20 protein-coding genes and 2 pseudogenes are annotated in these 26,734 nt (G+C 69.5%); 9 read left to right on the top strand and 13 right to left on the bottom strand.

Features of this window, described 5'->3' with window-relative positions:
- From araA to QMF80_RS31775, 8 genes are all read right to left on the bottom strand, one after another.
- Positions 1 to 1,491: L-arabinose isomerase (araA, locus tag QMF80_RS31740; RefSeq protein ID WP_283459588.1), on the bottom strand; the 1,491-nt coding region annotated here is incomplete at its 3' end.
- A gap of 320 nt (positions 1,492 to 1,811) precedes the next feature.
- Positions 1,812 to 2,483: an L-ribulose-5-phosphate 4-epimerase gene (locus QMF80_RS31745; RefSeq protein ID WP_283459591.1), complete on the bottom strand. Its 672-nt coding sequence runs from the start codon at positions 2,481 to 2,483 to the stop codon at positions 1,812 to 1,814.
- Between the two features lie 2 nt (positions 2,484 to 2,485).
- Positions 2,486 to 4,210, bottom strand: a complete 1,725-nt coding sequence (locus QMF80_RS31750; RefSeq protein WP_283459593.1) for a ribulokinase — start codon at positions 4,208 to 4,210, stop codon at positions 2,486 to 2,488.
- 118 nt (positions 4,211 to 4,328) lie between these two features.
- Complete coding sequence (gene yjfF, locus QMF80_RS31755) at positions 4,329 to 5,303, bottom strand: galactofuranose ABC transporter, permease protein YjfF (protein ID WP_283459595.1); 975 nt, start codon at positions 5,301 to 5,303, stop codon at positions 4,329 to 4,331.
- Positions 5,300 to 6,346, bottom strand: coding sequence for an ABC transporter permease (locus QMF80_RS31760; protein WP_283459597.1), 1,047 nt, complete (start codon positions 6,344 to 6,346; stop codon positions 5,300 to 5,302). The genes yjfF and QMF80_RS31760 overlap by 4 nt, the downstream gene beginning before the upstream one ends.
- The gene (locus QMF80_RS31765) at positions 6,343 to 7,878 is read right to left on the bottom strand and encodes a sugar ABC transporter ATP-binding protein (RefSeq protein ID WP_283459599.1); all 1,536 of its coding nucleotides are present in this window, start codon (positions 7,876 to 7,878) and stop codon (positions 6,343 to 6,345) included. Before QMF80_RS31765 ends, QMF80_RS31760 begins: the two co-directional genes overlap by 4 nt.
- A 73-nt stretch (positions 7,879 to 7,951) precedes the next feature.
- Entirely contained in the window at positions 7,952 to 8,938 is a 987-nt protein-coding gene (locus QMF80_RS31770) for an ABC transporter substrate-binding protein (RefSeq protein WP_283459601.1), read from the bottom strand.
- A gap of 467 nt (positions 8,939 to 9,405) precedes the next feature.
- Entirely contained in the window at positions 9,406 to 10,395 is a 990-nt protein-coding gene (locus tag QMF80_RS31775) for a LacI family DNA-binding transcriptional regulator (RefSeq protein WP_502962963.1), read from the bottom strand.
- A gap of 330 nt (positions 10,396 to 10,725) precedes the next feature.
- On the opposite strand from QMF80_RS31775, the gene QMF80_RS38455 reads away from it, so the two are divergent.
- Together QMF80_RS38455 and QMF80_RS31785 are read left to right on the top strand one after the other, a co-directional pair.
- On the top strand, positions 10,726 to 11,442 hold the full coding sequence (locus QMF80_RS38455) for a transposase (protein WP_502962961.1): 717 nt from the start codon (positions 10,726 to 10,728) through the stop codon (positions 11,440 to 11,442).
- A 130-nt stretch (positions 11,443 to 11,572) separates the two neighbouring features.
- Entirely contained in the window at positions 11,573 to 11,773 is a 201-nt protein-coding gene (locus tag QMF80_RS31785) for a hypothetical protein (RefSeq protein ID WP_283459604.1), read from the top strand.
- 186 nt (positions 11,774 to 11,959) lie between these two features.
- On the opposite strand, the gene QMF80_RS31790 is transcribed toward QMF80_RS31785, so the two are convergent.
- Positions 11,960 to 12,157 (bottom strand): hypothetical protein, encoded by a 198-nt coding sequence (locus tag QMF80_RS31790; protein ID WP_283459606.1) that lies wholly within the window; start codon positions 12,155 to 12,157, stop codon positions 11,960 to 11,962.
- 183 nt (positions 12,158 to 12,340) lie between these two features.
- On the opposite strand from QMF80_RS31790, the gene QMF80_RS31795 reads away from it, so the two are divergent.
- Positions 12,341 to 12,586, top strand: a complete 246-nt coding sequence (locus QMF80_RS31795) for a hypothetical protein (RefSeq protein ID WP_283459608.1) — start codon at positions 12,341 to 12,343, stop codon at positions 12,584 to 12,586.
- Between the two features lie 11 nt (positions 12,587 to 12,597).
- On the opposite strand, the gene QMF80_RS31800 is transcribed toward QMF80_RS31795, so the two are convergent.
- Entirely contained in the window at positions 12,598 to 14,151 is a 1,554-nt protein-coding gene (locus QMF80_RS31800) for an alpha-L-arabinofuranosidase B (protein WP_283459610.1), read from the bottom strand.
- Positions 14,152 to 14,653: 502 nt separating this feature from the next.
- On the opposite strand from QMF80_RS31800, the gene QMF80_RS31805 reads away from it, so the two are divergent.
- The 6 genes and pseudogenes from QMF80_RS31805 (at position 14,654) to QMF80_RS31830 (ending at position 24,208) form a co-directional block, all read left to right on the top strand.
- Positions 14,654 to 17,359 carry a beta-L-arabinofuranosidase domain-containing protein gene (locus QMF80_RS31805; protein WP_502962962.1) on the top strand — a complete coding sequence of 902 codons (2,706 nt, stop codon included), beginning with the start codon at positions 14,654 to 14,656 and terminating at the stop codon, positions 17,357 to 17,359.
- A gap of 155 nt (positions 17,360 to 17,514) precedes the next feature.
- The gene (locus tag QMF80_RS31810) at positions 17,515 to 17,829 is read left to right on the top strand and encodes a hypothetical protein (protein ID WP_283459612.1); all 315 of its coding nucleotides are present in this window, start codon (positions 17,515 to 17,517) and stop codon (positions 17,827 to 17,829) included.
- A gap of 326 nt (positions 17,830 to 18,155) precedes the next feature.
- Complete coding sequence (locus QMF80_RS31815) at positions 18,156 to 18,386, top strand: cellulose binding domain-containing protein (RefSeq protein WP_283459614.1); 231 nt, start codon at positions 18,156 to 18,158, stop codon at positions 18,384 to 18,386.
- Positions 18,387 to 18,922: 536 nt separating this feature from the next.
- Positions 18,923 to 20,332, top strand: a pseudogene (locus QMF80_RS31820) (glycoside hydrolase family 10 protein); the annotation flags it as partial.
- Positions 20,333 to 20,444: 112 nt separating this feature from the next.
- Positions 20,445 to 21,860, top strand: a pseudogene (locus QMF80_RS31825) (non-reducing end alpha-L-arabinofuranosidase family hydrolase).
- A 554-nt stretch (positions 21,861 to 22,414) separates the two neighbouring features.
- Positions 22,415 to 24,208 (top strand): alpha-L-fucosidase, encoded by a 1,794-nt coding sequence (locus QMF80_RS31830; protein ID WP_283459616.1) that lies wholly within the window; start codon positions 22,415 to 22,417, stop codon positions 24,206 to 24,208.
- A 56-nt stretch (positions 24,209 to 24,264) separates the two neighbouring features.
- On the opposite strand, the gene QMF80_RS31835 is transcribed toward QMF80_RS31830, so the two are convergent.
- The 3 genes from QMF80_RS31835 to QMF80_RS31845 form a co-directional block, all read right to left on the bottom strand.
- A complete protein-coding gene (locus QMF80_RS31835) occupies positions 24,265 to 25,056 on the bottom strand; it encodes a hypothetical protein (RefSeq protein ID WP_283459618.1) in 792 nt (263 codons plus the stop codon).
- Entirely contained in the window at positions 25,053 to 25,583 is a 531-nt protein-coding gene (locus QMF80_RS31840) for a SigE family RNA polymerase sigma factor (RefSeq protein ID WP_283459619.1), read from the bottom strand. Before QMF80_RS31840 ends, QMF80_RS31835 begins: the two co-directional genes overlap by 4 nt.
- Positions 25,584 to 25,711: 128 nt before the next feature.
- Entirely contained in the window at positions 25,712 to 26,680 is a 969-nt protein-coding gene (locus QMF80_RS31845; protein WP_283459621.1) for an expansin EXLX1 family cellulose-binding protein, read from the bottom strand.
- Positions 26,681 to 26,734: the final 54 nt, after the last annotated feature.

A 26,734-nucleotide genomic window follows, 5' to 3' on the forward strand; every position in this document is an offset into this window, starting at 1 on the left:
GTGGTAGGCCTGGTTCCAGCGGATCTCCTTGATGAACTGGCGGATCGTGGTGTCCGCGTCGATGACCAGCAGCTCGGTGCCGAGGATGTCGGCGAGGTCGCCCAGCTCCTCGGTCCCGATCGCGCTCGACAGCACGGTGTGGTGGGGCGCGCCGGCTGTCAGCCACGCCTCGGTCGAGGTGCGCAGGTTCGGGCGCGGCTGCCAGACCGCGCGCGCGACGGGGAGGTTCGGCAGCGGTTCGACGGGCTCGACCACGTCGATCTCGTTGGCGACGAGGCGGAACCGGTCGCCCATGTCGGCAAGCCCGACCACGACGGCGGGACCGGTCCGGGCGTCGAAGACGAGGCGCACCGGGTCCTCGCGGCCGCCGATGCCCAGGGGGTGCACCTCGCAGGACGGTACGTCCGAGGCGATGGTCGGGCAGACCTCCAGCATGTGCGCGCCGAGGATCAGCTCCCGCCCCGGCTCCAGGTGGTAGGTGTAGTCCTCCATGAAGGAGGTGCCGCCGGGCAGCCCGGTGGACATCACCTTGAGCGTGCGCAGCAGGGCGGAGGTCTTCCAGTCGCCCTCGCCGCCGAATCCGTAGCCGTCGGCCATCAGCCGCTGTACCGCGAGGCCGGGCAGCTGGCGCAGTCCGCCGAGGTCTTCGAAGTTGGTGGTGAAGGCGTGGAAGCCGCCGCCCGCCAGGAAGCCGCGCAGGCCGATTTCGATCCTCGCGGCGTAGCGCAGTGAGTCGTGCCGGTCCCCGTCCGCGCGGAGCTCGGGCGCGAGGCGGTAGGTGTCCTCGTATTCCTTGACCAGTTCGGTCACTTCGGCGTCGGCGGTCGCGTCGACGGCTTCGACCAGGTCGTTGACGCCGTAGGTGTTGACCGAGACGCCGAAGCGGAGCTGGGCTTCGACCTTGTCGCCCTCGGTCACGGCGACGTCGCGCATGTTGTCGCCGAATCGTGCCAGTTTGAGGCTCTGCAGCTCGGCGCGTCCGGCCGCGGCCCGGGCCCAGGAGGCGATCCGGGCGGCGACCGAGGGGTCGCTGACGTGTCCGGCGACGGTCTTGCGGGCGACGCCGAGCCGGGACTGGATGTAGCCGAACTCACGGTCCCCGTGGGCCGCTTGGTTCAGGTTCATGAAGTCCATGTCGATCGACGCCCAGGGCAGTGCGACGTTGGCCTGGGTGTGCAGGTGGAGCAGCGGCTTGCGCAGCGCGTCCAGGCCCGCGATCCACATCTTCGCCGGGGAGAAGGTGTGCATCCAGGCGATGAGGCCGATGCAGGCGTCGTCGGCGTTGGCGTCCAGGCAGATCCGCCGGATCGCGGCGGCGTCGGTGAGTACGGGCTTCCAGACGATGTTCACCGGGATGTCGCCGTCGCCGAGCGCTTCGGCGATCCGCCGGGACTGCTCGGCTACCTGACGCAAGGTGTCGTTGCCGTACAGTCCTTGACTGCCGGTCAGGAACCAGACCTCGCGGCCCTCGATTGCCTTCTGTGCCTTCATGGGGGCGTGAGTCTCCTTAGTGCCTGTTTCTGAACCCCGTCACAGCAGGTCAGGGGCTATCAGTCTGAAATGAGAGCTTTGGGTGTGCGTTCGGGGAACGGTCACGGTGACCGCTCGCCGAACGGAAGCCGACGAGGCTCACGTGACGTGAGGGGAAGATGTGGCGTTCGCCGTGGCGCTGCTCATCAGCAGTGTCATCCAGAGGCCCCGAAGAGCCTGACAGCTTGATCAATCTCAAGTTGGTCACCACCAACTTGGTCCAGGCGCCGCCTGCTACCAAGCTACCGAACTCCCTGGCTCTGGGGTTCAGAAACAGGCACTTAACGGGCAGCGGACTGCTGGCCGTACACGTTCTGGTAGCGGTGGTTCAGGCGGTCGATGTCGTCCTGCGCTATCGGCAGGGGTTCGCCGAGCTGGCGGGAGATGTGGACGGTGCGGGCGACGTCCTCGCACATCACGGCGGCCTTGACGGCGGCCTTGGCGTCCTTGCCGATGGTGAAGACGCCGTGGCTTTTCATCAGGACGGCTGGTGAGCGGTGGCCCTGGAGGGTCTCGACGATGCCCCGGCCGATGGAGTCGTCGCCGATCAGCGCGAAGGGGCCGACGGGGATCTCGGCTCCGAACTCGTCGGCCATGGCGGTCAGTACGCAGGGCACCGCCTCGCCGCGCGCGGCCCAGGCGCTCGCGTACGTCGAGTGGGTGTGCACCACTCCCCCCACCTCGGGCATGTGGCGGTAGACGTAGGCGTGCGCGGCGGTGTCCGAGGACGGGGAGTGGTCGCCCTCGACGACCTTGCCGTCCAGGTCACAGAGGATCATGTTCTCGGGCGTCAGCTCGTCGTACGCGACGCCGCTCGGCTTGATCACCAGCAGCTCCTCGCCGGGGACGCGGGCGGAGACGTTGCCGGCCGTCCAGACGACGAGGTCGTAGCGGACCAGTTCCTGGTGGAGGTCGCTGACCTGGCGGCGCAGCAGATCGATCGGTGAATTCATGGTCAGACCTCGCTCGTCCGGGCGGCGGCCGGGGCGGCCTTCGGGTCGGCTTGTGCGGCGGTCAGCGCCGCGTTGCGCAGGGCGCGGAGGCGGTGGAGGAGCTTGTCGGGGCCGGTGCCGAAGTGGTCGTGCAGGGCGCGGTACTCGGCGTAGAGGAGGTCGTACGCGTCGGCGCGCGCGGTGTCCGGCTGGTAGGCGCCGCGCCACACCCGGCCCATGGCGGCGGCCGCGGTGCGTACGTCCGGGTGCGCGCCGGCGGCGACGGCGGCATGGATGGCGGAGCCGAGGGCGGGGCCCTGGGCGGATTCGGCGAGGGAGACGGGGCGGCGCAGCACGTCGGCGTAGATCTGCATGAGCAGGGGGTTCTTCTTCAGCCCGCCGGTCACGATGAACTCGGTGACGGGGACCCCGCCCTGCTCCAGGGCGTCGACGATGGTGCGGGTGCCGAAGGCGGTGGCCTCCAGCAGGGCCCGGTAGATCTCCTCGGGGCGTGTGGTGAGGGTGAGGCCGACGATGACGCCGGAGAGGTGGTGGTCGACCAGGGTGGAGCGGTTGCCATTCATCCAGTCGAGGGCGACCAGGCCGTGGCCGCCGACGGGCTGGTCGGCGATCTTGCGGGAGAGCAGCTGGTGGAGGTCCTCGCCGGTGGATTCGGCCTCGGCCAGGTAGGCGGTCGGCACGCCCTGGCGCAGCCACCAGGCGAAGATGTCGCCGACCGCGCTCTGCCCGGCCTCGTACCCGTAGGCGCCTTCGACGATGCCGCCGTCGACCACTCCGCAGATGCCGGGGACGTCGGCGAGGGCCGCTCCGTTGACGACGTGGCAGGTGGAGGTGCCCATGATGGCGAGGAGCTGCCCGTTCTCGACGGCCTGGGCGGCGGGGGCCGCGACGTGGGCGTCGACGTTGCCGGCGGCGACGGCGATGCCCTCGGGCAGGCCGGTCCAGGCGGCGGCCTCGGCGGTGAGGGAGCCGGCCCGGGATCCGAGCGGCGAGAGCGGGTGCTCGAGGCGGGTGCGCGCGAAGTCGGCGAAGTCGGGGTGCAGGGCGGCGAGATAGTCCTCGCCGGGGTACTGGCCGTCCTGATGGATGCCCTTGTAGCCCGCCGTGCAGGTGTTCCGGGTCTCCACGCCCGCGAGCTGCCAGACGATCCAGTCCGCGGCCTCGATCCAGCGCTCGGTGGCGTCGTAGGTGTCCGGGTCCTCCTCCAGCACCTGGAGCGCCTTGGCGTACTGCCACTCGGCGGAGATCCTGCCGCCGTACCGGGTGATCCACTTCTCGGAGCGCAGGTGGGCGAGGTGGTTGATCCGGTCGGCCTGGCTCTGGGCGGCGTGGTGCTTCCAGAGCTTGGGCCAGGCGTGCGGGCGGTCGCCCAGCGCCGTCTCGGCGAGCGGGGTGCCGTCGGCCCGTACGGGCAGGACGGTGCAGGCGGTGAAGTCGGTGGCGATGCCGATGACGGCGGCGGGGTCGATGCCGCTCGCGGCCACTGCGGCGGGGACGGCGGTGCGCAGCACCTCCCGCCAGTCCTCGGGGTGCTGAAGGGCCCAGTCGGGTGGCAAGGGCCGACCGGTGGTGGGGAGTTCATCCTCGATGACGCCGTGCGGGTACACGTGGACGGCGGAGCCGACCTCCTCTCCGTCGCGTACGCGGACCACCACGGCCCGGCCGGATAGGGTGCCGAAGTCGACACCCACGACATGGCTCTCCGTGGTCTGGGTGGGAGGAGTCACGGTCTTTCACATCCTTTCGTGCGGAGCCCGAGAGGGCGCAAGGGGCGCCGCCGGGGCGCCGCTCGTGATTGTTAGCGTTAACAAATTACCTGTCAAGGGCGAGCCTCCCGTCAGGCGATCAGACCTTGCGGCGGCCGGCGCTCAGGCGCTGCAGCAGGATGAAGGCGAACAGCAGGCCGCCGACCACGATCCTGGTCCACCAAGAGCTGAGCGTGCCCTGGAAGCTGATGACGGTCTGGATCAGGCCCAGCACGAGCACCCCCAGCGCGGTGCCGAGCAGGTACCCCGAGCCTCCGGTCAGAAGCGCCCCGCCGATCACGACGGCCGCGATCGCGTCCAGCTCCAGGCCCACCGCGTGGAGCCCGTATCCGGAGAGCATGTAGAAGGTCAGCAGCACTCCCCCGAGCGCCGAGCAGAAGCCGCTGACGGCGTACACGGCCATCTTCGTCCGCGCGACCGGGAGCCCCATCAGCCGGGCCGACTGCTCGCTCCCGCCCAGCGCGTACACGTTCCGGCCGAGCCGCGTGTAGTGCAGGACCACGAAGGCGATCACCAGCGCACCCACCGCGATCAGCGCACTGGGCGAGACGAACAGATCACCGGGGAGGGCGATCCTGGTCTGGGCGAAGGCCGTGTAGGTCGGGTCGGTGATGGAGATCGAGTCGATGCTGATCGTGTAGCAGAGGCCACGGGCCAGGAACATTCCGGCGAGCGTCACGATGAAGGGCTGGATCTCGAAGGAGTGGATCACCCATCCCATCGCGAGCCCGGCGCCCGTCCCCACCACCAGGACCAGCGGGATCACCAGCAGCGGCGGCCAGCCGTGCTGTTCCACCAGCCAGGCGGAGATCATCGTCGACAGCGCGACCATCGCGCCGACCGACAGGTCGATCCCTCCGGTCAGCACCACGAAGGTCATCCCGATGGCGACCACCAGCAGGAAGGCGTTGTCGATGAGCAGGTTGAGCAGCACCTGCCCGGAGAAGAAACCGTCGTACCGGACGGACCCGGCGCCGAACATCGACACCAGCAGGGCCGATGTGACCAGCAGCGGGACGTACGCACGGCCACGGGCCGCCGAGATCACGCTCATGCCCCCACCTCCGTTTTTTCTGCCGCCAGCGGACGCGGCTTCGTGCCGCGCCCGGCCCGGGCCCGCCGGCGCGCGGCCTTGGCCCGGAAGGCGGGTGACTGGATCAGGCAGACCGCGATCACCACGAAGGCCTTGAAGACCAGCGTGGTCTCCGGCGGGATGCCGATGGTGTAGACCGTGGTGGACAGGGTCTGGATGATCAGCGCACCGATCACCGTGCCGCCGAGCGAGAACCGCCCGCCGGTCAGCGCGGTGCCGCCGACCACCACGGCGAGGATGGCGTCCAGCTCGATCCAGAGCCCGGCGTTGTTGCCGTCCGCGCTGGAGACGTTCGAGCTGATCATGAGCCCGGCGACCGCGGCGCACAGCGCGCTGAAGACGTACACCAAGGCGATCAGGCCCATCGCCCGGATGCCGACCAGGCGGCTGGCGACCGGGTTGCCGCCGACCGACTCCAGCAGCAGCCCGAGCGCCGTACGCCGGGTCAGCAGCGACGTCAGCAGCGCGACCGCGCCCGCGAGCAGGATCGCGAACGGCATGGTGAGCCAGTAACCGCCGCCGATGAGCTTGTAGGGCTCGCTGGTGACGGTGACGATCTGGCCGTCCGTCACCAGCTGGGCGACACCCCGGCCGGCCACCATCAGGATGAGGGTGGCGATGATCGGCTGGACACCGATACCGGCCACCAGCAGGCCGTTGACCACCCCCAGGACGAGGGCCACCGCCAGGGCGATGACGACGGCGCCGAACACCGTACCGGGGCTTCCCGGGTCGGCCGCCCCGCTGATGTGCAGGCAGGCCAGCGCCCCCGCGATGGCGACGGTGGAGCCGACCGAGAGGTCGATTCCACGGGTCGCGATGACCAGTGTCATGCCCAGCGCCACCAGGATCAGCGGAGCGCCGAAGTGGAGGATGTCGATCAGGCTCCCGTACAGGTGTCCGTCCTTGATCCGGATCGCGAAGAAATCCGGAGTGAACACCACGTTGGCCAGCAGCAGGACCGCGAGTACGGCGGCGGGCCAGAAGAGGCGGTGCTTGGTCATGACCGGGCTCCGCTCGCGATCGTCGCCATGATGTGCTCGGGGGTGAGCGAGCCGTCGTTCGGCAGTTCGGCGACCAGCCGGCGGTCCCGCAGCACGCCCACCCGGTGGCTGAGCCGCAGCACTTCCTCCAGCTCGGCCGAGATGAACAGCACCGACATGCCGTCCTGGGCCAACGCGGCCACCAGCTTCTGTATCTCGGCCTTGGCGCCGATGTCGATGCCCCGGGTCGGCTCGTCCAGGATCAACAGCTTGGGGTCGGTGATCAGCCAGCGTGCCAGCAGTACCTTCTGCTGATTGCCTCCGCTCAGATGGCGTACCTGCGCCTCGGGGTTGTCCGGGCGGATGTCCAGTGACCGGATCCAGTGCAGCGCGATCTCGTCCTGCTTGGCGCGGGAGAGCGGGCGCGTCCAGCCGCGGGCCGCCTGCAGGGCGAGGATGATGTTTTCGCGTACCGTCAACTCCGCTACCAGTCCTTCGTTCTTGCGGTCCTCCGAGCAGAAGGCGATCCCGTACGAGATCGCGGTGCGCGGGGTGCGCAGCGCGACGGTGGCGTCCTCGATCCGCACCGAACCCCCGGTACTGCGGTCGGCGCCGAACATCAGGCGGGCCGCCTCCGTGCGCCCGGACCCCAACAGGCCTGCAAAGCCAACAACTTCACCGGGCCGGATGCTGAGGTCGTACGGCTCGATCGCGCCGCTGCGACCCAGGCCGTCGGCGCGCAGGAACGGCACGGCCGTGTCCGGTGCGGCGCTCTCGCGCCGGGCGGTGCCCGACAATTCCTCCAGGCTCCCCAGTTCGCCGCCGATCATGCGGGCGACCAGTTCGACCTGACTCAACTCGCTGATCGGGTACTCGCCCTCCAGCTTGCCGTTGCGCAGGATGGTCATCCGGTCGCAGATCTCGTAGATCTGGTCCAGGAAGTGCGAAACGAACAGGATCGCCACACCCTGGTCGCGCAACCGGCGTATCACCGCGAACAGTTGCAGCACCTCGTCGCGGTCCAGGCTGGAGGTCGGCTCGTCCAGGATCAGCACCTTGGCCGACACGTCCACCGCCCGGACGATCGCGACCAGTTGCTGGACCGCGATCGAGTAGCTGCCCAGCGGGGCGGTGACGTCGATGTCCAGGTCGAGGTCGGCGACCAGCTCGGCGGCGCTGCGACGGAGGGCCGCCCAGTGGATGAGTCCGAGGCGGCGCGGTTCCCGGCCGATGAAGATGTTCTCCGCGACCGACAGGTTCAGGCAGAGGTTGACCTCCTGGTACACCGTGCTGATCCCGGCCTGCTGCGCTTGCAGCGGGCCGGCGAAGCGCACGGGCCGGCCGCTCAGCGCGACCTCTCCGCCGTCCGACTCGTAGACGCCGGTGAGAACCTTGATCAGAGTGGACTTGCCGGCGCCGTTCTCACCCATCAGGGCGTGCACCTCGCCGGGGAAGATCCGGAAGTCGACCCCGTCCAGCGCCACCACGCCCGGGAACTCCTTGCGGATCCCGCGTACTTCCAGGACCGGTTGCTGTGCAGGGTGCGCAGGCATCCGCCCCTCCTCTCGTGGTCGAGACCGGGGCCGGCCGGGTCGGTCCGGACACAGCCCCTGGTCACCGGGCCGGTCAGTACTGGCGGGTCGGCAGGGCGGCCGCGGCCTGGTCCTGGGTGAAGACGCCCTCTTCGGTCTTGATCCGGCGCGGCACCTGCTCACCGGCCTTGACCTTCTTGATCAGGTCCATCAGCTGGTCGCCCAGGAGGGGGTTGCACTCGACTACGACGTTGATCTTGCCCCGGCTCATCGCGGTGAAGGCGTCCTTGACGCCGTCGACCGAGATGATCTTGATGTCGGTGCCGGGCTTCTTGCCGGCTTCCTCGATGGCCTGGATGGCGCCGAGGGCCATGTCGTCGTTGTGTGCGTAGAGCACGTCGATCTTCGGCTGGGACTTCAGGAAGGCCTGCATGACCTCCTTGCCCTTGGCGCGCGTGAAGTCACCGGTCTGGGAGGCCGTGACCTTGAACTTGGCGTCCGTCTTGATGACGTCGGCGAAGCCCGATTTACGGTCGTTGGCCGGGGCGGAGCCGGTGGTGCCCTGCAGCTCCACGATGTTCACCGCGTCACCCTTGCCCTGGTACTCCTTCACCAGCCAGTCACCGGCCTTCTTGCCCTCCTCGACGAAGTCCGAACCGAGGAAGGTGGCATAGAGCGACTCGTCCTTGGAGTCCACCGCGCGGTCCGTCAGGACGACCGGGATGTGGGCGGCCTTGGCCTCCTTGAGCACGGTGTCCCAACCCGACTCGACCACCGGCGAGAAGGCGATGACGTCCACCTTCTGCTGGATGAACGAGCGGATGGCTTTGATCTGGTTCTCCTGCTTCTGCTGGGCATCGGAGAACTTCAGCGTGACCCCGGCCTTCTTGGCCGCGTCCTGGACGGACTTGGTGTTGGCCGTGCGCCACCCGCTCTCCGCGCCGACCTGGGAGAAGCCCACGGTGAGCCGGCCGCCGGAGCCCTTGCCGTCGGCCGGGCCGCCGCTCCCGGAACCACAAGCGGACAGAGTGGCGATCATCGCGCCGGCGACGACCAGGGCCGCAGCAGCTCTCTTGGACATCTTGGGATCCTCTCGAGTGGGGAGTCCGCCTCCCCCGCGGCCGGATTGGCCGCGGGCAGATCGGCAGGGCAGAGCCGACCGGCGCGGGAGGCGGTGGGGAACACCGTCGGGGCGATGGGCGCCCGGTGCGGCACTGGTGCAGATGGCGATGCGGTCCGCGTGGTCCGTGTGAACGGGATGGTGCGGCGCCGTTTCGCCTGAGTGAAATTGTTAACGCTCACAATTTGTGGGACAAGAGGGCCGTCGTCCCGTTACCCAATCTTGACCACCCCCCGGGCCGTGCGGGCCCCGGCCACCCGCGGACCACGTACCACGTACCACGTACCACGTACCACGTACTAGTGTCCTGCGCCGGAAGTTCCTAGGTAGTTCCGGCTGAGCCGCGGGCGGTCAACGCGCCTGGTCGGCGGCCGGAGCCTAGAGGCCGGGACGAGGCAGATCTACCAACGGATTACTGGCGCAGGACACTAGCGGCGCGCCACCGGGCCGGCACTGCGGCGCAGCACCATCTCCGGCGAGATCAGCACGTGGCTGCGGGTATGGCCGACGCCGGTCAGCTCCTCCACCAGTAGCTCAAGGGCCCGGCGCCCCAGCTCGCCGAAGTCCTGACGCACGGTGGTGAGGGGCGGGGCGAAGTACGCGGCCTCGGGAATGTCGTCGAACCCGACCACGCTGATGTCGCCCGGAATCGCCCGGCCCGCCTCGTGGAACGCGCGGAGCAGGCCGAGGGCCATGTGGTCGTTGGCGCAGAAGACCGCCGTGACCAGGGGATCCTCGGCGATCCGCAGTCCGGCCTCGTACCCGGACCGCGCGCTCCAGTCGCCGCTCTCTACGGGCGGCACCTCGGCGCCGCAGGCCTCCAGGGCCCCCCGCCAGCCGTCTTCCCGGGTCTTGGTCTCCAGCCAGCCGGGCGGGCCGGCGACGTGGTGGACGGTGGCGTGGCCGAGGTCGAGCAGGTGTCGGGTGGCCGCCCGCGCGCCCGACTCGTTGTCGACGGCGACCATCGGCACGCGGGACTGACTGCCCGACCCGACCGCGACCACCGGCACCGCGCTGGACACCTTCGCCACCGCGCTCACCGCCGAGATCTGCGGCGCGATGACGACAATGCCCTCCACGCCCTGATCACGGAGCCGGTCCACCGCCTCCTGCACGGAACGGCTGTCCAGCGAACGCAGGCTCGCGACGCTGACGAAGTACCCGGCACTGCGCGCGGCCTGCTCGATCCCGTCCAGCATCGAGGCGGGCCCGTACAGCGCGCTGCCGAAACTCACCACACCGAGGGTCTGGGAGCGGCGGGTGACCAGCGCGCGGGCCGCCGAGTTGGGGCGGTAGTCCAGCTCCCGGATGGCGGCGAGCACCCGGTCCCGGGTGTCGGGCCGGACGTGCGGTGCACCATTCAGCACCCGGGACACGGTCTGGTGGGACACTCCGGCGACCCGCGCCACATCCGCCATCACAGGCTGGCGGGACTCCGGCTCGGTGCTTTCAGTTCCCACTCAAGGCCCCCTCATCGGTCGTACCAATACGGATCACAGCCGCACGGCAGAGACTACGACAGTCTCACGAGTGCTCCCGGGATTGTATTTGTTCGCGATCACAGGCCCGCACCAAACCCGCTCCCCGGGGCGGCCAGGACGTGTCCGATCGATCAGGTGACCGCTCTGTGCCGCCGTCGTTGATGTGGGCATGGGGCGGGGTGATCTGACGGATGGGGAGTGGGAACGGCTGCGGCTGTTCCTGCCGGTCGGCAACAGGCGTTGTGGCACGCGGCGGGACCACCGGCAGTGATCGACGGGATTCCGCACCGGGCGCGGACCGGGGCGCAGCGGCGTGAGCTGCCGGAACAGTTCGGGCCATGGGAGACGGTTTACGAACGCCACCGACTGCGGTCGGCCGACGGAACATGGGAACGTCTCCTCCAGAGGTCCAGGCCGCGGGTGACGCCGCGGGTGAGATCGACTGGGACATCTCAGTGGACTCCACCACCGTCCGAGCGCATCGGCACGCGCCTGGCGCACGCACCGACCCGCCGTCGTCCCCCGGACCAAAGGGGGTCGAACTGTCAGGACACCAGGTCAAAACCGCCTGCAGAGCCTTCACACCAGACTGGTGGAGGTGGTGCGGGAGGTGAGGGCCTGGGCCGCTCGCACGGTGGGTCCACCAGCAAGATCCACCTGAGCGCCGACGGCCGCTGCCGCCCGCTGTCCCTGACGACGCGGTATCCGCACGCCATTCCGGAGACCGACAGCCAGGCCGCCCGCCTATGCAGGGGATCACGTGGCGGACGGGAGATCTCGCCCACGTCGTGTCGAACGGCGGCGCTCCGAGGTCCTGCGTGGCAGGCACGATCTGCTCCTCGCCGAAGGGCTGGTCGTCGGCCTCCGACTCCCCCACGTCGACGACCTGCCAGCCGCCCCTCTCGCTCGGCGAGGGAGGTGGGCGAAAGCCCGGCGGGTGGGTTCCTGGGGTCCGCGAGCACCCCGTCATGGAACGCCTCGTAGAGCCCCTGGGCCCATTCCGCACCCCGATGGTAGATCAGGAAGGCCATCGGCTCCTCGTTTCCTCAGCGGAGGGGGAGAGGGCGAGATGTCCACCAGTGACGCTGTGTAAGCGCCCGGGCGGCAGCGAGCGGTGACACCCCCCTGCGGCATCGGTGACCGGAATCTGGCCAGTGGCGGCGCCGCGGTCGGCGACGGGACCACCACGGCGGCGTACTGGGCGACCAGCACCCCCGGGGCCACCCAGGGACCCGAGAGCCCCTTCACCGGGGTCTCCTCGCACGCGGACTGCTGGCGGGCAGCGCCGTCTTCTCGATGGCCGGGGCGGGCGTGACGGCGGCGTCTGCGTCTGAGCGCCCTGCACCCCAGCCGGCCGGCCGGACCGTCAGGCGAGCGGGCCCCTCACGGAATCCGAGGAGCCCGCCCGCGTGCGTCGCGCGGTCGTGCTCGGCCACCGAGAAGGCCCCGGCCTTGTGTCTGCGGTGGTCGTGCGGGACCGCCGACACCAGGACCAGCCGGATCAGCGCCGGGTCAGCCGGAGCGGGAGGCCCGCCCCGGTGCGGACCGGGGTGGATCGGTAGCCCTCGGCGTCGACCGTCACGGTGGCGAACTCGCCCCGGAACGGGAGGCCGCCGATGACCGGCACCAGCACCTCGCGTCCGAGCCCGCAGGTGTCGGCCGGCCTGACGGAGAGCCGCGCGCCGCGTCCGAGTGCCACCTGCCCTCGGACGCCCGCCCCAAATGACGACGGGCTGGACGACCCGGCGAATCCCGGCTTCCTGGACTCGGTCGGGCGCGAGCAGGACTCCTCGGTCCACAGCCGGACCGGTGCCATCGACCACTGGCGCCAAGCGGTGCGCGACCTGCCCAACCGCCTCTTCGTCCCGACTCGCGACGAGGAGTGCGTCCACCACGGCGTGGGGTCCACCTCACCGACCGGCTGCGCATCCTGCTCCCGCTGGCCGCCCACCGCCACCGGACCTCCCCGTCCGTGGTCTACCACGCCCTGATCCTGGGCCTGCTCGCCGCCCAGTCGGGCGCCCGCGCGCCCTCGTCCGCAGCCACTTCGCCGGACGCTCCCGCGAGGAGGAGCGGATCGTCGGCTGCTACGGGGCGGAACCGGCCGGTTCCGCCCCGCACCCGCTGAGCGGTTCGGGCTCAGCTCCAGGGTTGGGCGACCAGCCAGCTGGTATCAGCACTCCAACTGGTGCTGCTGTCCCAGCTGTTGGATCCTCCGTTGGCGGCGACGTAGACCGAGTGGTTGTAGTGGCGCAGGTACTTCGTCAGGTAGTTGACCGACTGGAAGGAGTAGCCCGTCCCGCTGTTGCCGGCGGTGGGGCAGAAGGTGGCGTCCTGGGCAAACAGGCTTCCCCCGTCGTCCACGCCGAGGTGGAGCTCGAAGTTGTAGTGCCGCAGGAACCGGCCGGGCTCGGCGACTGACTCGAAGGTGAGGCAGGAGCTGTTCGCAAGCCCGGCGCGGACGGTCCACGTGGCATCGGCCTTGAGGGCGGACGAACTCGAGGAGCTGACGGCCGAGATGGCGACCTTGTCGTCCGCGTCGTCGTGGGAGAGGTATTCGCCGGTGCAGCACGTGGTGGTGGCTCGCAGCGACACGTGCGAACCCGGGTTCAGCGTGCCCGTGCCGGTGGCGGCGCTGCTGTATCCGGTGGCAGCAATGTTGGCCTGGACGGCGTTCTCGGTGGTGTCCGAGGGGTAGCCGGAGGTCATCACACCCTCGTAGAAGGTACCCGCCGAGCCCTTGCTGTTGTCGCCGCCGATGCCGAGGATGATCGCGCCCTCCTTGTGCATCGGGTTGTAGCCCGCCGCGTTGGGCCGGGGCCCGCTGTAGTACGTGGACAGGCCGCCCGACTGGGCGTTGCCCGCGCGGATCGCCCACTGGTTCGGCGCGCCCTTGACGATCGCGGTCAGGAAGCGGTTGCTGACACTCGGGTCGTTGGCGTTGTAGCCGGCGTTCACCCCGGAGAACAGGCCGTTTTCCAGGTCCGCCATCACCCACGGCCCGGCGCCGGAGCCGTACCCCCAGACCTTGATGTTGCCGAAGTAGATTGCCTCCATGTGGCCGTTGCCTGTGTCGTTGCTGCTGGTCTCGGCGTTGCCGTAGTCGAAGCAGCAGCCGCCGTTGTAGTGCGTTCCGTCCAGGACCGCATACATGCCCTCGGGCTGGTCGCTGACCGCGATGCCGTTGGTGTGGTTGTTGCGGTAACCGGTTCCGGGCGCGATGTAGACGCCGTACGCCTTGTGGCCCCCCACCGTGACCGGGGCCTCGACCGCGTTGGCCAGGTTGTCCGGCCCACCGGCCGCCCCGCCGGCGGGCGCCTGGGTGAGGTGGTTGCCCTTGCCGGACTGGTCGTAGAGGACGGTGATCACGCAGCTGGTGCCGGCGCAGAAGGCATCCTGCGTGGCGGCGTTGGCGTACCCGCCTGCGCTCAGCACGCCGATGTCCATCACGGCGCCGTCCGACGCGCGCTTGACCTGGTAGAGCGCGCCACTGTACGAGGCGTACAGGGCGCGGGTGGTGCTGTGGGCCGCCACACAGGGCGTACCGCCAGCGGCGTAGATGTCACACGGCCCCTGCGTGGCCGCCTGCGAGGTGGCGGCCGTACCGGCGAGGACACCGGCGGTGAGTGCGGCCGTCGCCCCGGCCGCAAGAAGGGTACGCCGAGCACGGCGGATCAACTGATGGAAGGCCATGGAAAGCTCCTGCACGGGTGAGGGAAAGAGCTTTGTGAGCGCTAACATTTCCCGTTTCGAGCGAGGCAGACCGAAATCCTCGAGGGGTGGGTGAGCGGCTCACGTCAAGTGGCACTCACTATCGCCACCGGCTGACGTGACGTCAAGACATGATGCAGGCCCGTCCAGCACTCGCCACGCCGTCGAGGCGATACGGCGAAGGCCCAAGCGTGTCGTCGCATCGCCGCCCTGACCGGCCGGGCCACTCTGCGGGCCGACTGCGCTCAGCCCCCTGGACACGGTGGAGGCGTCGAGGCTATAAACGTGGCACCTGTTGACGGCAGGTGTCGCGGTCTCCGCGCCCCGGCGGCCCTTCGACGCCACCCGCACCGCTCGCTGCCCGCTCCGCCAACCAGGCCCCCCTCATGGCCCTTTTGAGTCACTCTGGTCTGAATCGCCTTGTTAGCGCTAACACTTGGGGTGTCCGCCTCCTCCCCTCCACCCGGAAGAAACAGGTTTCGCGATGTTGCCTCCTCCCCTGAGCCGCCGCAATCTGCTCAAGGCAACCGGTATTCTGGTGCTCGCACCGGCCGCCGACCTCGGTCTCGCCCCAGCGGCCGCCGCGGCGGCCGCCGTCGGAGTCCCAGCGTTGCCGTTCGACCTCGGCCAGGTCCGGCTCACCGCCGGCCGGTGGCTCGACAATCAGAACCGGACCCTGGCGTACCTGCGCTTCGTCGACGTCGACCGCCTGCTGTACAACTTCCGCGCGAATCACCGGTTGTCCACCGATGCGGCTGTCGCGCCAGGCGGTTGGGACGCCCCGGCGTTCCCCTTCCGGACTCACGTGCAGGGGCACTTCCTCAGCGCGTGGGCCCAGGCCTACGCGGGACTGGGCGACACCGTCTGTCGCGACAAGGCCGCGTACATGGTGGCGGAGCTGGCCAAGTGCCAGGCCAACAACGCCGTCGCGGGATTCGTCCCCGGCTACCTCTCGGGCTTCCCCGAGACGGACTTCATCCAGCTCGAGTCCGGCACGCTCAAGAACGGCAACGTCCCCTACTACTGCGTCCACAAGACCATGGCCGGCCTGCTCGACGTGTGGCGGCTCATGGGCAGCACTCAGGCCCGGGACGTACTCCTGGCGCTGGCCGACTGGGTCGACCGGCGCACCGGCGGGCTCGGACACACCCAGATGCAGGCGCTCCTGGGTGTCGAGTTCGGTGGCATGAACGAGGTCCTGGCCGACCTCCACATCCAGACCGGGGACGCGCGCTGGCTCGCGGTCGCCCAGCGCTTCGACCACGCCGCCGTGTTCGACCCGCTGGCTGCGGGCCAGGACCAGCTGAGCGGCCTGCACGCCAACACCCAGGTGCCCAAGTGGATCGGCGCCGTCCGCGAGTACCGGGCCACCGGAACCGCGCGCTACCACGACATCGCCTCCCACGCCTGGGCGATCTGCACCACCGCGCACACCTACGCCATCGGCGGGAACAGCCAGGCCGAACACTTCCACGCTGCCGACGCGATCTCCGCCTACCTGACCAACGACACCTGCGAGCTCTGCAACTCGTACAACATGCTCAAACTCACCCGTGAGCTGTGGCAGTTGGACCCCGGACGGGCCGCGTACTTCGACTTCTACGAGCGCACCCTGCTCAACCATGTCATCGGCGCACAGAACCCCGCCGACCCGCACGGGCACGTCACCTACTTCACCCCGCTCAAGCCCGGCGGCCGCCGCGGCGTGGGCCCGGCCTGGGGCGGCGGCACCTGGAGCACCGATTACGACACCTTCTGGTGCTGCCAGGGCACCGGAATGGAGTCCAATACCAAACTGGCGGACTCCGTCTACTTCCACGACGGCGCCACCCTCATCGTGAACCTGTTTGTGCCAACTGTCCTCACCTGGGCCGAACGGGGCATCACGGTCACCCAGTCCACCTCGTACCCTGCGGAGGACACCACGGCGCTGCGGGTCACCGGCAGCGCCGACGGCACGTGGTCGATGCGCATCCGCATTCCGGCCTGGACATCCGGTGCCACCGTCAGCGTCAACGGCGCGGTGCAGAACATCGCCACCACCCCGGGCAGCTACGCCACCGTCACCCGCTCCTGGACCTCCGGCGACACGGTGACCGTCAAGCTGCCCATGCGCACCGCGCTCCGGGCCGCCAACGACAACTCGGACGTCGCCGCGATCACCTACGGTCCGGTCGTCCTGTGCGGCAACTACGGCAGCACCGCCCTGACCGCCCTCCCGGTCCTCGACCCGGCGTCGATCACCCGGACCGGCACGACCGGCCTCGCCTTCACCGCGACCGCCAACGGCTCGCCCGTCAGCCTCACCCCGTTCCAGGAGGCGCAGGGCTTCAACTACACCGTCTACTGGAGTATCAGGAGCGCCGGATTCCGCCTGGTCAACGCAGCCAGCGGGCTCGTGCTCGGCATCCGGGACATGTCCGGCGCAGACGGTGCGCCCGCCCTCCAGTGGTCCGACTCCGGCACCGCCGACCACGACTGGGTGCCCGTGGTCGACGGCACCGCGCTGCGCCTGCGCAACGCCAACAGCGGCAAGGTCCTGGGCGTGCAGAACATGTCCACCGCCGACAACGCCTCCGTGCTCCAGTGGTCGGACAACGGCACCGCCGACCACCGGTGGTCCGTCACCGAGGCGGCCGATGGTGCGTACGGACTGCGGAACGCCAACAGCGGCAAGCTGCTCGGAATCGCCGGCGCCTCCCTCGCCCAAGGGGCCCTGGCCGTGCAGGTCCCGGACACCGGCTCGCCGACCAGCCGGTGGCTGTTCGTTCCGAGTGGCACCCGGCGCATCCAGAACGTGGCCGGCGGGCTTGTGCTCGGCGTGCTGAGCATGTCGACCACCGACGGCGCGCCGGCGATCCAGTGGAGCGACAACGGCACCGCGGACCACCTGTGGACCGCGGTGATCGACACCGGAGGCTACCTGCGGCTCAGGAACTCCAACAGCGGCAAGGTACTTGCCGTGGAGGGCGGCAGCACGGCCAACGGCGCCAGGATCGTCCAGTGGACCGACGACGGAGCCGCCGACCACCGGTGGCGCCTACGACACGGCGGCGGCGACACCTTCCGCATCCAGTCCGCCGTCAGCGGCCGCGTCCTCGGAGTCTCCGGGGCCTCCACCACCGAAGGAGCCCAGGTCGTCCTGTGGGACGACAACGGCACGGCCGACCACTTCTGGCGCTTCATCTGACCGGATGATCTCTGCATGGAGCAAGCGGTACGACGTGTGCGAGCCCGGGCCCGTGTCGATCACCGCTACCGTCGCCCCCCCACCCCCCCACCACCAACCCGCTCAACCAGCAACTGTTCGGCAACACGTACTCCTTCGCGACGCTGCGCTGCGCCGTGGAAATCCACCGTGCCGACAACGTGGACCGGGCCGCCCACCCGACCGGCTCGGCCCACGTGTTCTGCTACTACTACGCCGTCCGGCAGCCGAGCCGGCCGGGCACCATCGTGGTGCGCAAGCACGTGCTGGGCACCACCGGGGCACAGCCATTCACCTTCGACGGCCACCTCTCCTACAACCCTGGCGGCCTCTTCCAGTCGGCCGCCGGGCCCGGCTCCGACGGCGAGCAGACCTCTTCCAGCGCGCGGCGACCACCGAGACCAGGCCGCCGTGGACCGTGCAGGAGCAGGTGCCTGACGGATGGACCATGACCGCGCTCGCCCGCATCTCCGCCAACGGCACCAGTACCAGCACCAGCACCAGCGGCACCCGGGAGTCCGTCGACCTGACCGCCGCCGGCACGGTCACTTGCGCCTACACCGACGCGCCGAGCGACAGAGTCGCCGCTCACCCTGCTGAAGCAGACCGGCGGCGGCACGGGCGGGCCGTTCGGCTTCACCACCGAGGACGGCACCGCGCTCGGCCAGGCCCCCACCACGCAGCAGGACGTCCCCGCCGCCGCTGGTACGACCTACCGCGGACTCGTGCGGTCGGCCGGCGTCGACCTGCACGCCGTCTGCCCGTCAGGCCTCCCCCGGTGACCGTGCTGCACCTGACCTTCACCCTGCCCTCCGGCCAGACCGTCACGTCCGACTGGAACACCACCATCACCCCGGTCGGCGGCCAGGTCTCCGCCAAGAATCTCAGCTACAGCGACCCTACCGCCCCCGGCGGGTCAACCTCCTTCGGGTTCCAGGCCAACCACACCGGCAACGCCGGAGCCGCCACCCAGATCAGCCTGAACGGCACTCCCTGCACCACCGGCTGACAGCCACTCCCCCATGGGGCCCGCACCCCCCAGCCCCCACGAGGCGCGGGCCCTTCGGCGGGGGGCTGGGGAAGCCGAAAGCACAGCAGATCATCTCGGATGTCCGCCGAACTGCCGACGCTCCTGTGGACGTTGGTTCCGCTTCACGAGAACGGCCCGGCCGTGCAGAAGTTCTTGACAGTCGATTCCGCCCCGTGCTTTTCTCCCTTCCAGACACCGGATGTACATGTTTCAAATTGTTAACGCTCACAACTCGCTGGCACCCCAGAACGCGCGCTCCGGCGCCCCACCTCAGAGAGCGGCGCGTCGACCGACAGCACGGCTCTCGGGCGGGACCAGGCACCGTCCTGGACACGCACCGGCCGCCCTGCCCGGCAGGAACGGCTGGGCCGAGTACGCGCTCGCACGGCCGTCAGGACGAGGCGCCGGCTCCCGACCGGTGCGCAGGCATCCCCCACACACAAGGAGAACGATCCGTCATGCCATGGCCCAACAAGCAGCGCCGTCTCCGCAAGGTCCTGACGGCGGCCGCATGCATGGTCGTCAGCTCGGTAACGGCCGTCACCGCGAGCACCGCGGCCCATGCCGCCGGGGCGACCACGCTGGGTGCGGCAGCGGCCGGCAGCGGCCGCTACTTCGGCACGGCAGTACCCGCGGGCAAGCTCGGCGACTCGATGTACTCCACCATTCTCGACCGGGAATTCAACATGATCACCCCGGAGAACGAGATGAAGTGGGACGCCATCGAACCCTCGCGCGGGTCGTTCAACTTCGCCGCCGCCGACTCGATCGTCAGCCACGCCACCGCGCACGGCCAGCGCACGCGCGGCCACACCCTGGTCTGGCACTCCCAACTGCCCAACTGGGTGAGCTCCATCACCGACGCCAACACCCTGCGCAGTGTGATGAACAACCACATCACCACCGAGATGACGCGCTATAAGGGCAAGATCTACGCCTGGGACGTGGTCAACGAGGCCTTCGCCGACGGAAGCACCCAGCACCGCAGCTCCGTGTTCCAGAACCTGCTGGGCAACGGCTTCATCGAGGAGACATTCCGCACCGCCCGGAACGCCGACCCCTCGGCCAAGCTCTGCTACAACGACTACAACATCGAGAACTGGTCCGACGCCAAGACCCAGGGCGTCTACAGCATGGTCAAGGACTTCAAGTCCCGCGGCGTACCCATCGACTGCGTCGGCCTCCAGAGCCACTTCGGCACAGGCGGCCCGCCGGCGAGCTTCCAGACCACGCTGTCCAACTTCGCCGCACTCGGCGTGGACGTCCAGATCACCGAGCTCGACATCGCCCAGGCGTCCACCACCGCGTACACCAATACCGTGCGGGCCTGCCTCAACGTCGCTCGCTGCACGGGCATCACGGTCTGGGGCATCCGCGACAGCGACTCGTGGCGCACCGGTGAGAACCCGCTGCTGTTCGACAACAGCGGCAACAAGAAGGCCGCCTACGGCGCAACACTCACCGCCCTGGGCGGCAGCGGCAGCGGCACGCCGGGCGGAGGCATCGTCTCCGGCACGGTCTACACGCTCTCCGCCGTGGCCGCCGGACGCGTTCTCGACGAGCCCGCGGGACAGAACGACAACGGCACCCCGCTCCAGGTCTGGGACGCCAGCGGTGCCTCCAACCAGCAGTGGCGGGCCGGCCAGAACGGCGACGGCTCCTACACGCTGACCAACGTCGCCAGCGGCCGGGTACTGGAGGAGCCGGGCAACCAGACGGGCAACGGGACGCGGCTGCAGGTCTGGGAACCCAACGGCGGCGCCAATCAGCGCTGGCGGGCCGGCCAGAACAGCGACGGCTCCTACACGCTGACCAACGTCGCCAGCGGCCGGGCGCTGGAGATCCCCGGCGGTCAGACCGCCAACGGCACTCCCGTCCAGATCTGGGACTCCAACGGCGGCGCCAACCAGCACTGGCAGTTCAGGTGAGCCGAGCCGCGGGGCGAAGGCCTACGCCAGATCGCCTCGCCCCGCCCCGCCGGGAAAACCGCCGCGAGCCGGCCGCGTGACAGCTCCATCCGTTCACAAAGGAGGTCCCATGCGCAGACGAAGTTCCAGCCGCAGGCATCTGTCTGTGGCGCTCACCGCCGTGGTTGCGGCCGTGGCGGCGTTGGTGGCGACGCTCGTCGCCAACCCGGCTCAGGCGGCCACCAGCGGCGCCCTGCGCGCTGTGGGTTCCGGTCGGTGTCTCGATGTGCCGAAGGCCGGCCAGACCGACGGCACGTACCTGCAGATCTACGACTGCTCGAACGGGACCAACCAGCTGTGGACGTTGACGTCCGGCAACCAGCTGACCGTGTACGGCAACAAGTGCCTGGATGTTCCGGGCCACGCCACCACGGCCGGTACCCGGGTGCAGATCTGAACCTGTAGCGGCGCCGCGAACCAGCAGTGGCGGGTGAACTCCGACGGCACGGTGGTCGGAGTGGAGTCCGGGCTGTGCCTGGACGTCAAGGGCGCCGGTACGGCCAACGGCACCGCGGTGGAGGTCTGGACGTGCAACGGCGGCGGCAACCAGAAGTGGACCGCGCCGGCGCCGACGGGCGGCACGTGCGCCCTTCCGTCGACGTACCGGTGGACGTCGACGGGTGCGTTGGCGCAGCCTGCGAACGGGTGGGCCGCGGTGAAGGACTTCACCGACGTGGTGTACAACGGCAAGCACCTGGTCTACGCGTCGAACGTATCGGGATCGTCGTACGGCTCGATGATGTTCAGTCCCTTCACGAACTGGTCGGACATGGCGTCGGCAGGCCAGAGCGGGATGAGCCAGACAACGGTGGCGCCCACGCTGTTCTACTTCGCGCCCAAGAACATCTGGGTGCTGGCGTACCAGTGGGGTTCGTGGCCCTTCATCTACCGCACGTCGAGCGACCCCACCAACCCGAACGGCTGGTCCGCGCCGCAGCCGCTGTTCACCGGCAGCATCCCCAACTCAGGCACTGGCCCGATCGACCAGACCCTGATCGCCGACGGCCAGAACATGTACCTGTTCTTCGCCGGTGACAACGGAAAGATCTACCGGGCGAGCATGCCGATCGGGAACTTCCCGGGCAACTTCGGCTCGTCGTACACGACGGTCATGAGCGACTCGGAGGACAACCTGTTCGAGGCGCCGCAGGTCTACAAGGTCCAGGGGCAGAACCAGTACCTCATGATCGTTGAGGCGAAGGGTGCGAAGGGGCGCTACTTCCGCTCGTTCACGGCCTCCAGCCTGAACGGTTCGTGGACCCCGCAGGCCGGCAGCGAAAGCAACCCCTTCGCCGGCAAGGCCAACAGCGGTGCCAACTGGACCAACGACATCAGCCACGGTGACCTGGTCCGCAACAACCCCGACCAGACCATGACGATCGACCCCTGCAACCTGCAGCTCCTCTACCAGGGCAAGTCCCCCACCGCGAGCGGCCCCTACGACCAACTGCCCTGGCGGCCGGGTGTCCTTACCCTGCAGCGCTAACCTGCCCGGTCCACGGTGATCGCGATCGGGTGGCGCCTGTCGGCGCGTAGACGAGCGGTTTACGTCGTGGGCACTCCACCTGCTGACCGATATTCACCGCTTCGAGGAGCCCCAGCCGTGCGTCGGCCGGGGCTCCTCACATTTTCCGCCGGCCCGCCTCCCGTCCCGCACCCAGCGGGCGGCCCCCATCGGCTCTTGAACCTGGAGACACGTCGACTGACACCGACTCGACAGCGACATACATCCCATGACTAGCCTTGCGTTATCGCTAACAACGCCCGGATTACGATCCAATCGAAGATTACGCCACAGATTCATCGGACCTCCCTCTTGTCCGCCAGGTTTCGGGCTCGTAAAGTCCTCGGTACCGCGAGCCACCCGACGACAACGGCGCCGGGGCGGGTCCGCCAGTCCCGGACGGCTCGCACTGCGCCGTCGCGCTGCGTTCCGCGGCCGCCGGCAACCAGGGAACCGTCGAGGACGGCCCCCTGCCGGGCGACCACACCGGCGAGCGGCCCAACGATCAGCAGCACCCCTCATTCCAGGAGCCGCACATGTCCCCTCACCACCTGAATCGCCGTCAGCTGATCCGGGCCGCCGCCATTGCCGGGGGCGCCGTGGCCTTCGGCCTGCCCCAGATCGTGCTGAGCGACACCGCCGAGGCGTACTCGGTGCCCGCCAAGATGGCCTGGTGGTACCAGGCGCGCTTCGGCATGTTCATCCACTTCGGGTCCTACAGCCACCTCGGCCACGGCGAGTGGGCCTTCTCCTCCGAGAACTGGACCAAAGCCACCTACCAGCCCCAGGTGTCAGCACCCTTCAACCCCACCGGCTTCAACGCGAACACCATCGCCGACCTCGCCCTGAACGCCGGCATGAAGTACCTGGTGATCACCGCGAAGCACCACGAGGGCTTCGCGATGTACAACTCGAACGTGGCGGGCTTCACCGACACCGCCGGCACGCCGTACAACCTCCCCGAGTACACCGTCTACCAGAGCGACCTGCTGGCCGCTCTCAAGAACGCCTGCGACGCCCGCGGCATCAAGTTCGGGCTCTACTACTCGATCATGGACTGGAGTCACTGGTCCCAGACCATCAACCACCGCACGACCTACACCGACATGGCGTCGATGAGCGCCCGCTCCTCCTACATCGGCGACATGAAGGCGCAGCTGCAGGAGCTGCTCACCAAGTACGACCCGGCCATCCTGTGGTTCGACGGCGACTGGGGCGGCAACCCCGCCTCCCCCACCCTCACCGACTGGTGGACCTCGGCCGACGGAATCGACCTCTACAACTGGCTCATCGGCATCAAGCCCAGCCTGATCATCAACGAGCGGGTCAAGCGGGACGTGGGGCTCGGCGACTTCGCCTGCCCGGAGCAGACCGTGCCCGCCGAACCGCTCGGCCGCCCCTGGGAGACCTGTGCCACGATGAACGGCGCCTGGGGGTACGCCTCCTGGGCCGAGAACTCCTACAAGTCCGTCCGGACCATCCTCCAGGAGTTCGTCACGGTGGCCTCCCGTGACGGCAACTACCTGCTCAACATCGGCCCCAAGGGCGACGGCACGCCCACCCCGGGCTCGGTCACCATCCTCCAGGGGCTGGGCGGCTGGATGGCCGACAACAGCGACAGTATCCACGGGACCAACGGCAGCCCGTTCACCGCCGAACCGTCCTGGGGGAAGCTCACCAGGAAGTCGGGCAAGCTGTACGCCCACGTGTTCAGCTGGCCGAACAACGGCACACTGCAGATTCCGCTGGTCCACAACACCATCAACCGGGTCTACCTGATGAGCAACCCCACAGCCTCGCTCTCCTACTCGGTCAGCGGCGGGAACCTCAACGTGTCGGTGCCGGCCACCGCCCCCGACGCCAACGACTCGGTCGTGGTGGTCGAGGTCAACGGGATGCCGGCCGTCGTCGCCGACGGCGTCTACCAGCTGGTGTGCGCACGCAGCGGCAAGGCCCTCGACAACGGCAACACCTCCACGTCCGGTGGCCAGGTGATGCAGTGGACCGTCAACGGCGGCATGACGCAGCAGTGGACCCTGACCGGCCTGGAAGCGGGGCGGTTCAAGCTGGTGTGCTCCCGCAGCGGGATGGCCCTCGACAACGGGAACAGCACGACCGCGGGCAGCACGCTGGTCCAGCAGCCCTACAACGGGAGCGACCGGCAGCAGTGGAGCATCCTCGCGCTGGGCGGCGGCTACTACCAGCTCACCAACCGGCGGAGCGGGATGGCCCTGGACAACGGGAACGGCACGGTGGACGGCCAGTCTGCGATCCAGTGGAACGTCAACTGGGGCAGCCAGCAGCAGTGGCGGCTGGTCAAGGTCGGCTGAACCGCGCCCGGTCGAGATGAGCGGCAGGGGAGGCGTCCCCTGCCGCTCATCGGTGTTCACCGGGCCGGGACGAACCCGCCCCAGACCGCGGCGGGGCCACCCTGCCCGTGGGCGTCGACGCGGTAGCTGTCGCCCGCGGCGATGCGCGCGCCGGTGGCGTGGTTGAACTGGGCGGCGAACTCGTGCTGCCCGGCAGGCACGGTGAGGCCCGGCTTGAGCACCCAGCGGTAGACCAGCGAGCCGCCGGCCGCCTTGACGGTGACGGTGAAGTCCTCGCTCGGCAGGGTCCGCCAGCTGCCGGTGTTCTGTACGTTGCCGGTCAGCGCGATGCGCAGTTCCACGGTGAGAGAGGTGAGCGGCTGGGTGGTCCTGAGGGTGACGTTGTTCTGCTCCCAGTACACGGTGCTGTGCGCGTCCACCGAGCCGGCCGACCGCAGCGGCCCGTTCTGGACCTGACCGGCAGCCGAGGGCGTCGGGCGCGAGCTGCTCGGGGGCACGGCCGGGGCCGCACCGGGGCTGGTGGCAGCGTCCGACGGCATCGTCGACGTGGTCGGAGGGGACGGCACGGTTGGCGACGGTGTGGCGGGCGTGGTGCTGGGCGTCGTGGCGGTGCCCGACGTGGGCGGAGTGTGGACGATGCCGGCGACGGCGAAGCCACCGGTCGCCAGGATGCCGACCGCGGCCAGGCCGGCGAGGACGACCTTCGGTCCCGACCTGGCGAGCGGGCGCGCGCGGTGCCGGATGGCGGGGCCGGCCACACCGCGCTGGGCGCGGGCGAGCATCCGCGCGCGATCCGGCTGGTGGGCCTCACCGGCCTCCCGCAGCCGACGGGCGATCTCCTCGTTCACCGGTTCCTCCTCCCTGCCACCAAGTCGCCGACCGCTCGTGCACCCAGTATCGCTTCCAGCTCGGCCATGCCCTTCGAGGTCTGGCTCTTCACCGTGCCGACCGATATGCCCAGCGCCGCCGCGGTCGCCTTCTCCGACAGGTCGAAGGCGTGGCGCAGCACCACGCAGGCCCGCTTCCGGAAGGGCAGGCGGGCGAGCGCCGCGCGCACGTCCAGCACGGCCGCAACGTCCGGCCCCTCCAGCTTCTCCGGACTACGGGACCAGAACAGCGCGATCCGACGACGCTCGCGGACCGCGCTGCGGATCCGTTCGAGCGCCATGTTCGCCACCACGCCGCGGGCATAGGCCAACGGATGGTCGGCGCTGCGCAGCCGGTCCCAGCGCTGCCACAGGGCGACCAGGGCGTCGGCTGCCAGGTCGTCGGCCGCATCGGTCTCTCCGGTCAGGAGGTGGGCCAGGCGGGCGAGCTCGGCGTAGTGGCGTTCGAAGAAGTCGTGAAACTCCGCGGACGTGTCATCGAGGAGCATGTCCCTCGGTCGTCCTCTCCCTGCATTGTGCGCGTTAACAAGAGGGCGCAGCATAACAAGACCCGACCTCGGATCCGGACGGCGGTCGCCCCAGGCTTCGGGGTGGTGGCGGCACGCGGGCGGGCTGGTCAATGCCGGGCGAACTGGACGCTGGTGGGCTGCGCGACGTCAGGTTTTATGGCGATGCGGTCGACGGTCAGCTGTTCCCCGTAGATGTCCGTCATGCGAATCGGCCCGCCGCAGCCGGTGCCATCGGTGGAGAGGAAGTGGTTGAAGTCGGCACGTGGCAGCTTCCGCCAGCCGTCCCCGGCTCGGACTTCGAGCGTCGCGAGCGGGTTCCGATGCCCGATCACCTGGATCCCGCACCACCAGCGGTTGGAACCGGTCTTGTAGCGGACCGAGACGGTGCCCACCGCCTCGGGGCTCAGCAGCTTCCAGGTGATCGGGAGACGGCCCACCGAGAGTTCGGCGAGCTTGGCGAAAGCCTGTTGACTGAGGTCGATTTGGCCGGGTGCGCAGGGCAGTGGGCAGACGTTGACGATCCGGACCGTGAGGGAGGCCCCATTGGCGGCGTGGATCTGCACGTACGCCCCGCACGCCTTGGCCACCTCGTAGTCGGTGAAGTTCATCGCCGCGACCATGAGGTCGTCGGACGGGCCGTACAGGCAGGAGCCGTTGCCGTCACCCGCCGCGTAGGCCGTCGCGACGCCGTGGTAACTGACTCCGGGCTTGATCCGGCCGGGCGAGGCCGCTACCGCGGACGCCGGGCTCGTGGCACTGGCCACCGGGGGCGTCACACCGGCCGAGACCGAGGGTGACGGCGCGGCCGAGCTCGGCGGCGGCGCGGAGGTCGGCGCTGTCGGCTGCCCCGCCGCACCCGTACCCTCGGCGGCATCGGACCCGGCAACCGGCGGCCTGCTCGCCGCAGTGGCCCCGGCGGACGGGTCGAGGGCCCGCCCGGCCATGGCCCCGCCCCCGGTGGGGGAGGTCAGGACCACACACACCAGCACCCCCACGGCCAGCAGCACCAAGGGAATGCCCGCGATCAGCCCGCGCCTGCGCCACGGCTGCGGAGCGGCGTGCTTCGTTGCCTTCATGCCCATCCATTCGGTCGTTCGAGTCGGTGGTTCGCTCCCCAGTTGCCACCGCGC

Source organism: Streptomyces sp. G-G2, from assembly GCF_030063135.1.
GTDB lineage: Bacteria > Actinomycetota > Actinomycetes > Streptomycetales > Streptomycetaceae > Streptomyces.